Raw genomic sequence first — 14,117 nt, 5'->3', positions numbered from 1 at the left:
GCTCCATGAAACTCCGGCTGGCGCTGATACTGGGCATGGTTCTGCCCGCCAGCGCCGGCTTTTCCGAGACCATCGTCGCGGGCGACGCGCTGTCGATCCGCGTGATGGCGTGGGATCCGATCAGCGCGGTGATGCGCGAATGGGATAGCTGGCCGACCGAGTATACGGTCGACGAGCAAGGTATTCTCACGATGCCCTTTCTCGGTCCGATGAAGGCCGAGACCACGACCCCGTCCGATCTGTCGGAAGAGATCGCCAATCGGCTGATCCAGCAGCTCGGCATCACCGATATGCCGGGCGTCTCTGTCGCGATTGCGCAGCGCCCGCCGGTCTATGTGTCGGGGCTGGTGCGCACCGGCGGCAAGGTCGATTTCCGCGAGGGGATGACCGCGCGCGAGGCCTTGGCGCAGGCGGGCGGCATCCCGATGGCGGGCCTCAGCGACACCGATCCGCTGCGGGCGCGGCTGGAGGCGGAAACGCTGCTCAGCGATCTGCGGCAGAAGGAAGATACGCTCGGCGCACGTCGCGCCCGGCTGATCGCCGAGGTCGACGGGGCCGAGACGATCGACTTCCCGCCACTGCAGAACGATGCGAGCGGCGAGGTGCTGCGCGACCGCGAGCGCAAGATTTTCGAGCTCGACCGCGAAGAGACGAAGCGTCGGATCACCCTGATCGACGGGCGGCTGGAGCTTCTGAACTCCGAGATCGCGGCGCTCGAAAAGAAATCCGCCTCGCTCGAGGAGCAGCAGGCTCTGGCGCAGAAGCAGACCGATGCGATGAATACGCTGGCCGACCGGGGGCTTGCCGCCAATGCGCGGCTTCTGGATGCGCAGCGGGTCGCGGCGACGGTCGAGACGCAGGCGCTCGACGTGCGCAGCGCAATCCTGCAGGCGCGTCAGGACATCGCGTCCGCTGAAGCGGACCGGCTGGATGCGGTCGAAGGGGCGGCCGCGGCGCGGCTGGAAACCTTGCGACAGGTCGAGGCCGATCTGGACGAAATCCGCGGCAAGCGCGTCTTGCAGGAGCGGATCGTCGGGCTTCTGACCGCGATCGAGCGGCCCGAGGATGCGCTTCAGGTGCGGGTCCATCGCAAGGGCGCAAGCGACGCCGAGGTGCTGGCGATGGATGCGCCCTTGATGCCCGGCGATATCGTGGAGTTCCAACTGCTTCCGGCGCAGGTCAAAGGCTAGAAACCGAAGATATTCCAACGCGAAAGGCGGCTCATCACGGGCCGCCTTTTCCCTATTCCAGCGGCAGGAGATAGCGCTGATCGGGCAGGGGCGGCGCCTCCCTCTTGCGCAGGGCCGCCAGCTTGTCGCGCGCGACCCCGCCGAGCACAGGACCGAGGTTCGACAAGGGCCGCGCCGAATGACGCAGCGCCGCCGCCAGCCCGGCACGCCGTTTCACGTCGAGGAAATCGCGCAGCAGATAGCGCGCCCGGATCTCCGTCAGATAGGCGCGGAACAGCGGCGCGGCTTTCGGATCGCGTGCGACCATCGGGGCCAGTTGCTCGGCGGCGCTCAGCAGGTTTCCCAGATCTTCGGCCCTGTGGCGCCCGCTGAGACTGTCGCGGCGCACCCGCGCGACGTAGCCGATATCGCGCTGCAGCCGGAACCGCGCGCCATCGAGGAACATCCGCAAATACAGATCGCAATCCTCGCCGAGCCGCAGCGCCGCGTTGTAGCGCAGCCCGTGCCGGTCGAGGAACGCGCGCGAGATAACCGGTTTCAAAAAGCCCAACTCGCCGCGCGGCTGACCGGGCAGCGAGAGGTTGCCGCGAATGAAATCGGCCAGATCGAGGGCACGCGGCGGCTGATTGGGCGCTGCGGGCAGCTCCTCTGGCCTCAGCAGATCGGGCCGCGCCTCGGGCACGAAGACGATATTGTCGGCGACGATATCGGCCTTCGAGGTAAGATCGAGCCGCCCGAAACGCCCCGGCATCAGGTAGTCGTCGGCGTCGAGGACGCTCAGATAAGGCGCGGTGCTCTCGGCAATGGCGATATTGCGCGCCGCCGCCGGGCCGATGTTGTGGCTTTGCGAGATCACCGTCAGGCGCGGATCGCCTGCTGCCGCCTCCTGCGCGGTCTGCGCCGTGGCGTCGGTGGAGGCGTCGTCGATCACGCGAAGCTCGGCCACTTCGGGCTGCGCGAGCGCCGAGCGCACCGCGTCCGCGATCGTGGCCTCGGCGTTATAGGCGGGGATGATGACGCAAATTTCGGCGCTCAACGCTCTCTCCTTGGGCTCAGGCGGTGACGGTTTCGGCGGCAGGCATATCCGCCTCGGGCGACGAGTTGCCCGCGATCCGGGCGCAGGCCCGCGCGGTCAGGGCCATGATCGTCAGGGTCGGGTTCTGGTTGCCCTCGGAGGGGAAGGCCGCGCCGTCGATCACATGCAGGCCCCGCGCATCCCAGCATTCGTTGAACGGGTCGAGCACGGAATTCTCCGGTGCCGTGCCCATCCGCGCGGAGCCGCATTCGTGGATCGCAGCGCCGGGTACGCTCGGCCCCGTCGATATGCTCGTCAGACGCACGCCGAGGATTTCCGCGAGTTCCAGAACCGCGCGACGTTGCTCGGCGGCGCGGGCCAGTTCCTCGGGGGAATGGGTGACCTCGATACGGGGGATCGCGAAGCCATAGGCGTCCTTGCGCTCCGACAGGGTGATCCGGTTCTCGCGGCGCGGCAGCATCTCGGAATCCGACACGGCGGTGAAATAGGAGATATCGCCGTGTCCGGGCGTCCGGTAGAGGCGCACGCCATAGCCGCGATCGAGGGGGCTGTCCGGGGCATCGCGCCGCTCGAAATGCGGCAGGTAAAGGCAGCGCCCGACTTCCATATCGGCAGGTGCGCCCGGGCCGATGGCATGGCCGATCCCCTCCGCCTTGATCGAGACGTGATCCATCAGATAGCGCCCGAGCGCGCCCGAGGCCGCGCCGATCCCGCCGGGTCTCTCGGTCTGCGAGGCCAGCAGGATGCGCGTGCTCTCCACCGTCGAGGCGGCGAGCAGGATATGCGGCGCGCTGATCGTCTGCTGCGAGCGGCTGTCGCGGTCGTAGAAACTGACCGAACGGGCGCGGCCCGAGGCATCCACCTTGACATGGCTGACCACCGCGCCGCTGCGACACCACAGGTTGCCGGTCGCCGCCGCCTGATCCAGCGCGGGCATCGGCGGCGCGTAACGCCCGAGCATCGTCGTCACGCCGGGATAGGCCTCGTCGAGAAGCGCCATCACATCGGCCTCCGCCGCGTCGGGCTGGCGTTCCTCGGCCAGAAAGCTGTCGGGCACGAAAGGCGTGTTTTCGCGCCCGCCCGAGAGCCCCAAACGCCGCTCGACCATCTCATACCACGGCGTCAGCGCATCGGGCGCGAAGGGCCAGTTGGGCGAGGCCCCGTCGCTCGGGGCGAAATCGGCGGGCCCGTGGCGCAGGTATTGCCGCCCATGCACCGGCACGACCATCCGCCCGCCAAGCGCGCGCACCCGGATCCAGTTGAAGGGCGCATCGGGCGCGGTCTCGTAAGGGTTGTCCAGATCGTCGACGAACAGATCGGGCGCGGTGGGCCAGGCGTAGCATTGCGTCTGCACCGGCTGCCGCCTGCGGCCCAGATCACGCAGGAACCCCTCGCCGCGTTTCATCACCCGGTAGGGCAGCAACCGTGCCATGCGCGGGGTCGCGATCCGCCGCATCGCCGCCGAGACCAGCGTGCGCATCGGCGCTTCCGCCAGCGACGGACGATAGCCCGCATCGAGCACCAGAACCTTCATCCCGGCTTCGCAGAGCAGCGCCGCCGCCAGACCGCCCGCCGCCCCGGCGCCGACTATAATCGCATCAAAAGCGCCGCGTCGTTCGACAGTTTCGAGGTTTGTTTTTGCAATTGCAGCATCAAGCATCCCGAGCCCCCCGTTTTGCTTGGTTTTCTTCCCCACATTCGCAAGTCTCGAAACAGACGGGCCTCCGCGCAAGCAATCGCGCGCAAAGGCCCGGGGGTTTTCGCAAACGAGGTAATCGGTGGGCAGGATCGGCTTCGGAACAGCGCATCTTTACGCAGGAAAAGGACGCGAGGATGCGGTCGCGCTGCTGCGGGCGGCGCTGGAGGCCGGGATCACCTGGATCGACACCGCGCCGCTTTACGGGCATGGCGCGGCGGAAGCGATCGTGGGCGAGGCGATCGCGGGACGGCGAGATCAGGTCTTCTTGTCGAGCAAGGTGGGTATCGCACCGTCGCGGATCACACTTGGCTTCCGCGTTCACGGCAAGCTCGCCCATCTGGCGGGACGGGTGCCCGGGGGCGCGCGGATCGTGCCGCCGCCTGCACCGCGCAGCCCGCGTTTCGGGCGGTTCGGCCCGGAGCAGATCCGCGCCAGCGTCGAGGCGAGCCTGCGCGCGCTGCGGACCGACCGGCTCGATCTTCTGACTTTGCACGAATGCATGTCTGAGGTCGCCAATGACTCTGCCGTGCTGGAGGTTTTGCAAGAGCTGGTCACGGCGGGGAAGGTGCGCGAGCTCGGCACCGCGACGCAATTCGAGACAAGCCGCGCGATTGCCGGGCAGGGGGCGGGTTTGCCTTACAGCACTTATCAGATGCCCGCCCAAGGCTGGGAAAATCCGGTCGGTGATTTCGCCTGCCCGACGGGCGCGCAGATGGTCGTCCATTCGCTCATCGGGCGCGGGGTCGGGGCGCTCGAGGCGCGGCTTTCGCAGCCGGGCCCTGCGCGGGAGAAGGCCGTCGCGCTTGGCATCGACCCGGATGCGCCCGATCTGGGCGCACGGCTGATGGCGCATGCAGCGGGGATCGAAGGGATGCGCGCGGTGCTGTTTTCCTCAACCAACCCGGCGCGGATCGCGCGGATGGCGCAGGCGACCGAGATCCCTTCAGAGGCGGCCCTTGCAGGCGCGCAGCTGATGGGCTGGGCGCAGGCCTCCTCCTGAGGGTCAGGACAAGGCGGGCCGTCCCATCGACTGCAGCTTGCCGCGCACCCGCGCCCGCAGCTTGTCGAACTTCCAGCCCGCATGGATCGCCTTGCCTTCCAGGGGCTTGAGCGGCGCGCCGCGTTCCAGCATCCGGCGCGCGATCGTGTAGGTCGGATGGGCCGCGTAATCGCCGCAGAAATGGACGATCGCGGGCGAGACGTCGCGGCCCTCCTTCACGAAATGCGCCCGGCCACGGATCGGGTCGATCTCGATCTCGCCGGTGGAGTTCAGCGGCGTGCGCATCAGCCCCGCCGCGTCATTGTAGAGATCGGTCGCGCCCATCTCGACCAGTGCCAGCCCGATCAGCGTCTCCTCGCCCGGACCGGCCTTGTCGAAATCGAGAATGCCCAGTTCCCGCTGGCGTTCCAGCAGCAGCCGCGCGCGCGAGAAGACCTCTGCCGCATGGGGGCTCTTGCGGAAGAAATAGACCCCGCCATTGTATTTCGGAAAGACCTCGCCGCCGAGCTTATCGAGGGCTGCCCCCACATCTTCCAGCCACAGATCCTGATCGCCGCGCTTGAGATAGGTGTCGCAGACCGGCGTGAAATCCCAGTCCTGCATCGCCGAGATATGGTCGTGGAACGGGCGCACCGCGATGCAGTCGCTATCGATGAACAGGGTCTCGGCATAGGGCGAGTAATCGTAGAGCATCGTCTTGAGCAGCGTGCCGGGCATATCGAGCCGCTCGATCCCGATCTGGGTGTCGTAGAGGTCGGTCATGCGCACCTGATCGGTCACGAGGCAGATCGGATGACCCGGCATGTGGCGTCTGAGGGACCGCGCCAGCGCATCGGCCTGATCGAGATAGCGCTGCGCGCCGAAGGCCATGGTAATGAAGCCAACCGGTTCCTTCAGCATCCCGCGTCTCCCCGTTCCTGTCGCTGCGCCGTTTCGTATTGGGAAAGCGTGGGAGGGCGGTGGCGATTCCTGCAAGCGGCAACGCCCCGGAGGGCCGGTCGGGCGCGGTTTTGCGCGGTAACTGCCCAACCACGCGGCGATTTTGTGGAAATTGCGTAGAATGCAGGTGCAGAACGGCTGGCTCAGTCCTGACCGGAGGCGATCCAGCCGAACCATGCACCTGCAGCATCCTGCGGGTCGACGTGCAGCTTGTGACGCGCCATCAGCGCCGATATCTCGGCGGCCGGATCGGCGGGAGGCGCGGGCCAGCACGCGCCTGCGGGGGGCGGTTCGGGCACCACCAGTTGCGCGCCTTTTCCGGTCACGCCAAGGCTCAGGTCCCGCGCATCTCGCGGCGTGGCCTGCGGAGCCTTTGCGCGACGCCGAGCCTGCAGGCTTTCCACGAGATTGCCGAACAGCCCCGGAGCCCGCGCCAGACGTATCGTCGCCGGGCCCCAGCGATGCGCTTTCAGGTCATCGACCAGCCGCTGATAGCGCAGCATATGCTCCAACGCCCGCCTGCGGGTCTCGAGCGCTTCCGAGAGCGACGGCGGGCAGCGCTGGCTCAGCCGCGCCTGCGCAACCAGCATCGCTTCGAGCGCCTTGCAGGACAGCCGGTAAGACAGCGAGGCCGAATGCCTGCGATAGAGATACATCGGGTCCGGCAGCGCCATGAGACGCGCGCCGCCGATCAGCAGGCGCAGGTAGAAATCCAGATCCTCGGAGATCGAGAGGCTGGTGTCGTAGCGCAGATTTCCTATGGTTTTCCGCGCGATAAGCGGTTTGAGATAGCCCAGTGGCGGCAAGGGCTTGGCCGGATCGTCGGAGGCCAGCATGTCGCGTGCGGTGACCTCGCGCGGGCAGGTCAGCTGCAAGGGCTGCAACAGCGTGCGCCCGGCGGCATTCGGCGTCTGGGAAAAGAACACCATGTCATCCGCGACCATCTGCGCATCGAGCCGGGCCGCCGCCGCCAGCAGTCGCGAGAGGCGCTGCGGATGGATCAGATCGTCGCTGTCGACGATCGCGACCCATTCGCCCCGCGCCATGTCCAGCGCCTGATTGCGCGCCGCAGCCGCCCCTCCGTTGCGCGGCATTTCGTGAAAGCGCAGCCGCGCGTCGCGGGCGGCCCAGTCGCGGGCGATCTCGGCCGAGCCATCGCCCGAGGCATCGTCGATCAGCAGCAGTTCGAGATGCGTATGATCCTGTGCCAATACGGAGGCGATGGCGCGATCCAGATAGGCCGCACCCCGGTAGTTCGCCATCACGATCGAGATCAACGGAGCAGTCATGGATTGGACATTAGGAACGGAGTCGGGCCGCGCCAAGTGAGGTCGAATGCTGCGCCTGCAAAATGCATCGCCATTCGCGCATTGCCCCCTTTCGGTGCTCTATTTTTGGGCGGATGGTGAAAATCATGCGAAAAAGCGATGCGCGGGCCCGAAGGTGCTTAGCTGGAGGGGGGCCGAGGGCCACGTTTGAAGCAGATGCTGATGAAGGGGATCTGCATGTTTCGTGGGATGATCAGGCGCGGCCTCGTGGCCGGGTGCGCGCTGGCTGTGGCCATGGGGGCGACACGCGCCGCCTCGGCCGAGGACGCGGACAGAAAGGGCCTCGTGACCACGCCCTTCGAGGAAACCTTCGCCCGCGTCGCGCCAGCGCGCTGGTATATCTCAGACGGCTGGAGCAATGGTGATCATCAGAACTGCACCTGGTCGCGGCGCGCCATCGGGCTTGCGCCGGAGGGCGGGGCCACGCTGAAATTTCTGCCGCTCGCGAACGGGTCGATGCCCAATCTCTGCGGCGAGATCCAGACGCAGGGCTGGTTCAGCTACGGCACGTTCGAGGCGCGCGTCCGCAGCGGCGCGGGGGCGGGGTTCAATGCCGCTTTCTTCACCTATACCGGGCCGGTCCACGATCAGCCCCATGACGAGATCGATTTCGAGATCCTGACCAAGCAGCCGGATTACGTCTGGACCAATCGTTACGTCTCTGGCGACGAGGGAGACGAGGGCGGGCGCGGCATCGACATCACGGCGCCCGCGCAGGACGGGTTCCACGATTACGCGATCATTTGGGAGCCCGACCGGCTGCGCTGGTTCGTCGATGGAAAACTGGTGCGCGAGGCCACCGATCACATCCCGACGCATCGGATGAAGGTCTATTTCAGCCTCTGGGCGACGGAGACGCTCGACCGCTGGATGGGGCGGTATGAGACGCCCGACAAGCCGGTCGAGATGGTGGTCAAACGCTTCCGCTACACGCCGCTGGGCACGGGCTGCAGTTTCGACGGCTCGATCCTGTGCGATCTGAAGTGACGAGGGATAGGTGGGGCGATGAAACTTCTCTATCTGGCGCATGATCTGGACGATGCCGCGATCTGGCGGCGGGTGCAGATGTTGGAAGCGGCAGGGGCCGAGGTGGTGATCGCGGGGTTCAAGCGGCTGCCCGGTGCGCCGCAGCGGCCCGCCGAAATCCTCGGTTGGACGCAGGATGGCAAACTTGCGGCGCGGGCGCTGAGCGTGGCGCGCGCCTATCCGCAGATCCGCAGGCGGGTGCGGGCGCTGGTCTCGGACGGGGTGGATGTGATCCTCGCGCGCAATCTGGAAATGCTGGCGCTGGGGCGGCATGCCCGAGCGGCCTTCGCGGATAAGCCCGCACTGGTCTACGAGTTGCTCGACATTCACCGGATCATGCTGGGTCAAGGCACCGCGTCGCGGGCGTTGCGGCGGATCGAGCGGGGACTCTTGGCCGAGACCGATCTGATCGTGACCTCCTCTGAGGCCTTCGAGAGCCAATATCTCGAACCTTATCAACACAATACGGTGCCGGTGCATCTGGTCGAGAACAAGCCGTTCCTTCCCGAGAGCCTGATCCCGCAGGGCGCGCGGCTTGCGCCGGTCACGCAGGGCCAGATCACCATCGGTTGGTTCGGCATCCTGCGCTGTCGCTGGTCGCTGGAGACGCTCGACGGGCTGACGCGGCGCAATCCGGGGCGCTACCGGGTGGTGATCAGCGGGCGGCCCTCGCTCGACGTGATCCCCGATTTCCATGCGGTGATCGAGGCCAATGACGCGCTGGAGTTTCGCGGCAGCTACGCATGGCCCGACGATCTGCCCGAGATTTACGGCGCCTGCGATCTGGCTTGGCTGCTCGATCGCTTCGATCCGGGCGGAAATTCGGATTGGCTGCTGCCCAATCGCCTTTACGAGGGCGGGCTGTTCGGCGCGCCGCCGATCGGGCTGGCGCATACCCAGATCGGGCGGCGGATGGCGCGGGAGGGGATCGGCGTTCAGGTCAGCGCGCCCGAGATCAGCGCGGTCGAGGATGCGCTTGCCCCGATCGGCCCCAAGGAACTCGAGGCGCTGCGCTCCGCGCTCGCGGCCCGTGAGCGCGCAAGCTGGCTGGCGAGCGCGGCGGATGGGGCGGCGATGCTGGCGGCGTTGCGCGCGCCGATCCAGTCCCATGCGGCCTGAGCGAAAGGAAAGACGATGAGCGATCCGAAAGTTCTGGTGATTGTGCCCACGCTGAACGAGGCGGCCCATATCGGGGCGGTGCTCGATCAGCTGACCCCTTTCGCGAAGACAGGCGAGGCGCTGGTCGTGGTGGTCGATGGCGGCTCGCACGATGGCACGCAGGGCATCGTCACGCAGCGGATGGCGCAGGCCGGCTGGCTGCGCCTGATCGACAATCCGCTGAAATATCAAAGCGCTGCGATCAATCTCGCCGTGGAGGCGTTCGGGGCGGGGTGCGACTATCTGATCCGCATCGACGCCCATTCGATCTACCCGCGGGATTATTGCGAGACGCTGATTGCGGAGGCCGAGGCGACGGGGGCGGCCTCGGTCACGGTCACGATGAACGCGGTCGGGCAGGGGCTGCTGCAAAAAGCGATCGCGGTGGCGCAGAATTCGCGTTTCGGCAATGGCAGCTCGGCCCATCGCAACCGGAGCGAGGGCGCTTGGGTCGATCACGGTCATCACGCGCTGATGCGCTGCGATGCGTTCCGCGCGGTGGGCGGCTACGATCCGGGCTTCACCCATAACGAAGATGCGGAGCTCGATCACCGGCTGCGGATGGCGGGCTACCGGATCTGGCTGAGCGCGCGCACCGGGATCGATTACCTTCCGCGCCAGAACCTGCGCGCCTTGATGCGGCAATATTACCTCTTCGGGCGCGGCCGGGCGCGCAACCTAGCCAAGCACCGGATGCGGCCCGCGAAGCGGCAGATGATCGTCGCGGCGCTGCTGCCCGGGCTGGCGCTGGCGGTGCTGTCGCCGCTGCATTGGGTCTTCGCGCTGCCGCTGCTGCTCTGGGCGCTGGCCTGTGTCGCGGTCGGCGTGATGCTCGCCCGCGAGACGCGCAGCCTGACCGGATTTCTGGCCGGGCCCTTGGCCGGGCTGATGCAGGCGGCATGGTCGGCAGGGGTCTGGGCGCAAAGCCTGACGGCGGGCGCCAAGGCGCAGCGCTGGACTGCGAAGGAGGGCAAGGCATGAAGGCACCCCGGACCGTCATCATCGGCGTTTGCACCTATCGCCGCGCTCAGCTGCGCGACACGCTGGCCTCGCTTGCGGCACTCGCCTCCTGCCCCGATCTGACGATTCAGGTGATCGTTGCGGATAATGACGACACGCCCTCCGCGCGGCCGGTTATCGATGCGATCGGCGAATGGTTTCCGCATCCTCTGATCTATCTGCACGCCCCGGCCCGCAATATCTCGGTCGCGCGCAACGCGATTTTGCAGGCGGCGCGGGCGCAATGCGCCGATCTGCTGGCCTTTCTCGACGATGACGAATGGGTTGAGCCCGACTGGCTGATGCGGATGGAGCGGCGGATGCACGAGGCCGCGACCTCCGCCGTGGTGGGCCCGGTCCGCGCCAAGCATCTGGAGACTGCGCCGGGCTGGATGCGCCGCTCGGCGATCCATGACACGACGCCGGATGTCGATGCGCGCGGGCATGCGCATACCGGCTACACCTGCAACATGCTGATCCATCTGCGCGCGCCTGCGTTCGACGGCTTGAGCTTCGATGAAGCGCTTGGGCGCAGCGGCGGCGAGGATACGGCGTTTTTCGCAGCCTATCAGGCGCGCGGCGGCGAGATCGCCTTCGCGCCCGATGCGGTCGCGCATGAGATCGTGCCCGAGGCGCGCGCGACGATGCGCTGGCTGATGCGGCGGCGCTACCGGATGGGGCTGACCCATGGCGAGGTGATCGCGGCCGGACGCCCGCTGTCGGGACGGCTTGCACAGGCGGGGCTGGCCGGGGCCAAGAGCGCAGCCTGCCTCGGTCTCATGCTTGCCGGAATTTTCTCCGAAACGGCGCGCAATAAGGCAATCCTGCGCCTGAGCCTGCATGTCGGGGTCGTTGCCGGTTGCCTTGGGGGCAAGCGCCCCGAACATTATGGCGGGGCGGCTCCTGCAGTCCGGAGGGCGGAATGACGCGAGAAGGTTTTCGATACCAGTCGGGCATGGACCCGTTGCGCGACCCGATCTCCGCGCCAACCGCAACGATCAACCTGTCGCGGGTGCTGGCCGCGCTGCGGCGCAGGCGGCGCTCGATCGCGTTCTCGGTGGCGGGCTGGCTCTGTCTGGGGATGTTCTACCTCGCGACGACGCCGCGCTATTTCGATGCCTCCTCGCAGGTGCTGCTCGACGCCAATATCGACCGCACGATCCGGCAGGTCTCCACCACCAGCGACATGAGCACCACCGACGGTGCGATGGAAAGCGCGCGGCTGGTCATCACTTCGGATGCTGTGATCTCGCGCGTGGTCGACCGGCTCGACCTGCAGAACGATCCGGCCTTCATGAGCCCGCCGCAGCCGCTGACGCGGACGATGATCCGGGGCGCGATCGACACGGTGGCGACGCCGATCCGCAAGCTGCGCGATCTGTTCGATCCGGGGATGCAGGATACGGACGCGACCGCTGCGGACGGGCAGTCCGCGCCACCCGCTCCGACCAAGACGGTCGAGGCCCAGAACCGCGAGGCCGCCATCGACGCGCTGCGCCGCTCGATCGTGGTGTATCGGGTGGGGCGCAGTTCGGCCTTCGCGATCAATTACCGCTGGACCGATCCGAAGGTCGCCGCCGAAATCGTCAACGCGTTCGCAGATGTCTATGTCTCGGACGTGCTGAACGCCAATTACGCCGCGACCGAGCGGATGACCGAATGGATGAGCGCGCGGCTCTCGCAGCTCGAAGAGGACGCCCGCGCGGCCGGTCAGGCGGCGGAGCAATTCCGCGCCCGCAACGGGCTGGTCTCGGCCCGCGACAGCACGATCTCGCAAGATGCGGTCAGTTCGCTCAATGTCGATCTGTCCGAGGCGATTGCCGAACAGGCGCGCGCGGCGGCGCAGGTCTCGTCGCTGAAGAAGATCGTCGAGGGCGGGCGCGACGGGCTGGTGGTCGATGACGTGCTGGTGGGCCTGCCTGCCAGCGACGATCCCGATTTCACCAAGCTGCGCACTGCGATGATGGGGGCGCTGACGAACCTCACCCGCGCCAAGCTGGTCTATGGCGACGACGCCGCACAGATTGCCGCCAGTCAGAAGCGTGTCGACAATACCGGCGATCTTCTGTTCGCCTCGCTGCGCCGGCTTCTGGGGCAGGCGCGCAGCGATCTGACGCTGGCCTCCGCCAAGGTCGACGCGCTGCAATCGAGCCTCGACAAGGCGGTGGGCGACGATGCCAAGAACGGGCCCGCGCTGGTCCGCCTGCGGGCGCTGGAGCAGCGCGCCGATACGCTCTCGGCGCTCTATCAGAGCTTCCTGAGCAAGTTTCAGGAGATCGATCAGCAAAAGAGCTTCCCGGTCTCGAATGTGCGTATTCTCAACCTCTCCGAAGTGCCGCTTTATGCCTCGGGGCCCAGCACCAAGACGATCCTGATGCTCTGCATCGTGCTGGGGCTTCTGACCGGGCTGGTGATCGCGGCGACCCGCGAATGGAGCGATCGCTTCGTGCGCACGGCGGAGCATGTGACCGAACATCTCGGCGTGCATTTCCTCGGCTACCTGCCGCGGATCGAGAAGCTGTTCGAGAAGCCGCGGTTTTCGGTGCGCACGCTGACCGCGCGGCTCGAACGCGAAACCAAACCGCCGCAGCAGGGCAAGAGCAACACGAAAGCCGCGAAGGTGATCTACGCCCCCGAGGCCACGATCTACTCGCTCAGCAACATGCGCTCAAAATATACAGAGACGCTGCGCAATGTCCGGCTGGCGAGCCGTCTGTCTGCGCCGCGCGACGACAGCTGTCTGTTGGGGCTGACCTCGGCCAAGCCGGGCGAGGGGAAGTCGATCACTTCGCTCAATCTCGCCGCGGTGATCGCCTCGACGGGCAATTCGGTGGTGCTGGTCGATGCCGACCCGCATCTGAGCGGGTTGAGCCGCCATCTTGGGCTGAAATCCGAGAAAGGTTTGCTGGATATCCTGACGGGCCGCTGCACCTGGGAAGACGTGCTGCTGCGGATCGGCGATACGCAGGTCGATCTGATCCCCGGCCTCGTGCCAAAGGATTTCCCGCATTCGAGCGAGATCATGGGCAGCGCCGCGTTCCACCAGATGCTCGAAGCGCTCAAGGATCAGTATGATTACGTCATTCTCGACCTCGCGCCGATGGCGCCGGTGATCGATGTGCGCTCGATCCTGAAAGACCTCGACCAGCTCGTGATCGTCTCGGAATTCGGCCGCATCAGCCGCGGTCTGCTGGAACATCTGATCGACTCCGACCCGCTGATCCGCGCGAAACTACTGGGGATCGTGCTCAACAAGGTCGATTTGACGCAGCTGAAAGCCTATGTCGACGACAGCGACACCGAGGCCCATGCGAATGATTATGAAGCCTATTACGGGCGGTCCTGACCGGATGCAGGCCGCGCCGGGGCGATCGGAGGCGCGCTAGGCCATTGTTGTCACATTCACGGTATTCGTATATTCTGAAATACCTATTCAACTTTCGAGAGTTCGTCGGCGGGATGCGTTTTTCGAATTACCTGGTCGGTCTTGTCATCTACCTGACGTTCCAAAGCGCTCTCGCTTATCTCGCCGGGCTTGGCGTCTGGTGGATTCTCGGGCTTGCTCTGGCCGCTCTCCTGCTGTCGCAAATTCTCTATCTCGGGGTCGTGGCGATGATGGCCCAGAAAGAGGCGATGCGCCGCCGCGAAAGCGATGCGTCGCATGACGAGGCGTCGGAACTTGGCGAGAACGCCAAGTCCAAGGTCGACGCCTACAGCGAATAATCCAAGCAAGACATGGCGT

The 14,117-nt window shown here is 66.4% G+C and carries 12 protein-coding genes; 8 read left to right on the top strand and 4 right to left on the bottom strand.

The window, feature by feature from the left end:
- Window positions 1-5 precede the first annotated feature (5 nt).
- Window positions 6-1,190, top strand: coding sequence for a polysaccharide biosynthesis/export family protein (locus AC2TZ7_RS13220; protein WP_489864587.1), 1,185 nt, complete (start codon window positions 6-8; stop codon window positions 1,188-1,190).
- Between the two features lie 52 nt (window positions 1,191-1,242).
- Here AC2TZ7_RS13220 and AC2TZ7_RS13215 read toward each other — a convergent pair whose 3' ends face one another.
- On the bottom strand, window positions 1,243-2,226 hold the full coding sequence (locus AC2TZ7_RS13215) for a glycosyltransferase family 2 protein (RefSeq protein WP_489864586.1): 984 nt from the start codon (window positions 2,224-2,226) through the stop codon (window positions 1,243-1,245).
- Window positions 2,227-2,242: 16 nt separating this feature from the next.
- Window positions 2,243-3,886, bottom strand: coding sequence for a GMC oxidoreductase (locus tag AC2TZ7_RS13210; protein WP_489864585.1), 1,644 nt, complete (start codon window positions 3,884-3,886; stop codon window positions 2,243-2,245).
- Window positions 3,887-4,004: 118 nt separating this feature from the next.
- Between AC2TZ7_RS13210 and AC2TZ7_RS13205 the strand changes: the two genes are divergently transcribed.
- On the top strand, window positions 4,005-4,925 hold the full coding sequence (locus tag AC2TZ7_RS13205; RefSeq protein WP_489864584.1) for an aldo/keto reductase: 921 nt from the start codon (window positions 4,005-4,007) through the stop codon (window positions 4,923-4,925).
- 3 nt (window positions 4,926-4,928) lie between these two features.
- Here the strand turns inward: AC2TZ7_RS13205 and AC2TZ7_RS13200 are convergent, their stop codons facing one another.
- Entirely contained in the window at window positions 4,929-5,825 is an 897-nt protein-coding gene (locus AC2TZ7_RS13200) for a hypothetical protein (RefSeq protein WP_489864583.1), read from the bottom strand.
- 182 nt (window positions 5,826-6,007) lie between these two features.
- A complete protein-coding gene (locus AC2TZ7_RS13195) occupies window positions 6,008-7,153 on the bottom strand; it encodes a glycosyltransferase family 2 protein (RefSeq protein WP_489864582.1) in 1,146 nt (381 codons plus the stop codon).
- A 216-nt stretch (window positions 7,154-7,369) separates the two neighbouring features.
- Between AC2TZ7_RS13195 and AC2TZ7_RS13190 the strand changes: the two genes are divergently transcribed.
- The 6 genes from AC2TZ7_RS13190 to AC2TZ7_RS13165 all read left to right on the top strand — a co-directional run bounded on the left by AC2TZ7_RS13190 (window position 7,370) and on the right by AC2TZ7_RS13165 (window position 14,098).
- Complete coding sequence (locus tag AC2TZ7_RS13190; protein WP_489864581.1) at window positions 7,370-8,179, top strand: family 16 glycosylhydrolase; 810 nt, start codon at window positions 7,370-7,372, stop codon at window positions 8,177-8,179.
- Between the two features lie 18 nt (window positions 8,180-8,197).
- Entirely contained in the window at window positions 8,198-9,337 is a 1,140-nt protein-coding gene (locus AC2TZ7_RS13185; protein WP_489864580.1) for a glycosyltransferase family protein, read from the top strand.
- Between the two features lie 15 nt (window positions 9,338-9,352).
- On the top strand, window positions 9,353-10,357 hold the full coding sequence (locus AC2TZ7_RS13180; RefSeq protein WP_489864579.1) for a glycosyltransferase family 2 protein: 1,005 nt from the start codon (window positions 9,353-9,355) through the stop codon (window positions 10,355-10,357).
- Window positions 10,354-11,301, top strand: a complete 948-nt coding sequence (locus tag AC2TZ7_RS13175) for a glycosyltransferase family 2 protein (protein ID WP_489864578.1) — start codon at window positions 10,354-10,356, stop codon at window positions 11,299-11,301. The genes AC2TZ7_RS13180 and AC2TZ7_RS13175 overlap by 4 nt, the downstream gene beginning before the upstream one ends.
- The gene (locus tag AC2TZ7_RS13170; protein ID WP_489864577.1) at window positions 11,298-13,721 is read left to right on the top strand and encodes an AAA family ATPase; all 2,424 of its coding nucleotides are present in this window, start codon (window positions 11,298-11,300) and stop codon (window positions 13,719-13,721) included. The genes AC2TZ7_RS13175 and AC2TZ7_RS13170 overlap by 4 nt, the downstream gene beginning before the upstream one ends.
- 113 nt (window positions 13,722-13,834) lie before the next feature.
- Window positions 13,835-14,098, top strand: coding sequence for a hypothetical protein (locus tag AC2TZ7_RS13165; protein WP_489864576.1), 264 nt, complete (start codon window positions 13,835-13,837; stop codon window positions 14,096-14,098).
- Window positions 14,099-14,117: the final 19 nt, after the last annotated feature.

The organism is Thioclava sp. ISO4, assembly GCF_058105145.1.
The sequence above is the reverse complement of the archived record's forward strand: the minus strand, read 5'-3'. Positions and strand labels throughout refer to the sequence as shown.

What these genes read in the sequence shown, in the direction of transcription:
- AC2TZ7_RS13220 (WP_489864587.1), top strand. Translation starts at nt 6, where the DNA reads ATGAAACTCCGGCTGGCGCTGATACTGGGCATGGTTCTGCCCGCCAGC.
- AC2TZ7_RS13210 (WP_489864585.1), bottom strand. Translation starts at nt 3,886, where the DNA reads ATGCTTGATGCTGCAATTGCAAAAACAAACCTCGAAACTGTCGAACGA.
- AC2TZ7_RS13200 (WP_489864583.1), bottom strand. Translation starts at nt 5,825, where the DNA reads ATGCTGAAGGAACCGGTTGGCTTCATTACCATGGCCTTCGGCGCGCAG.
- AC2TZ7_RS13195 (WP_489864582.1), bottom strand. Translation starts at nt 7,153, where the DNA reads ATGACTGCTCCGTTGATCTCGATCGTGATGGCGAACTACCGGGGTGCG.
- AC2TZ7_RS13190 (WP_489864581.1), top strand. Translation starts at nt 7,370, where the DNA reads ATGTTTCGTGGGATGATCAGGCGCGGCCTCGTGGCCGGGTGCGCGCTG.
- AC2TZ7_RS13185 (WP_489864580.1), top strand. Translation starts at nt 8,198, where the DNA reads ATGAAACTTCTCTATCTGGCGCATGATCTGGACGATGCCGCGATCTGG.
- AC2TZ7_RS13180 (WP_489864579.1), top strand. Translation starts at nt 9,353, where the DNA reads ATGAGCGATCCGAAAGTTCTGGTGATTGTGCCCACGCTGAACGAGGCG.
- AC2TZ7_RS13175 (WP_489864578.1), top strand. Translation starts at nt 10,354, where the DNA reads ATGAAGGCACCCCGGACCGTCATCATCGGCGTTTGCACCTATCGCCGC.
- AC2TZ7_RS13170 (WP_489864577.1), top strand. Translation starts at nt 11,298, where the DNA reads ATGACGCGAGAAGGTTTTCGATACCAGTCGGGCATGGACCCGTTGCGC.
- AC2TZ7_RS13165 (WP_489864576.1), top strand. Translation starts at nt 13,835, where the DNA reads ATGCGTTTTTCGAATTACCTGGTCGGTCTTGTCATCTACCTGACGTTC.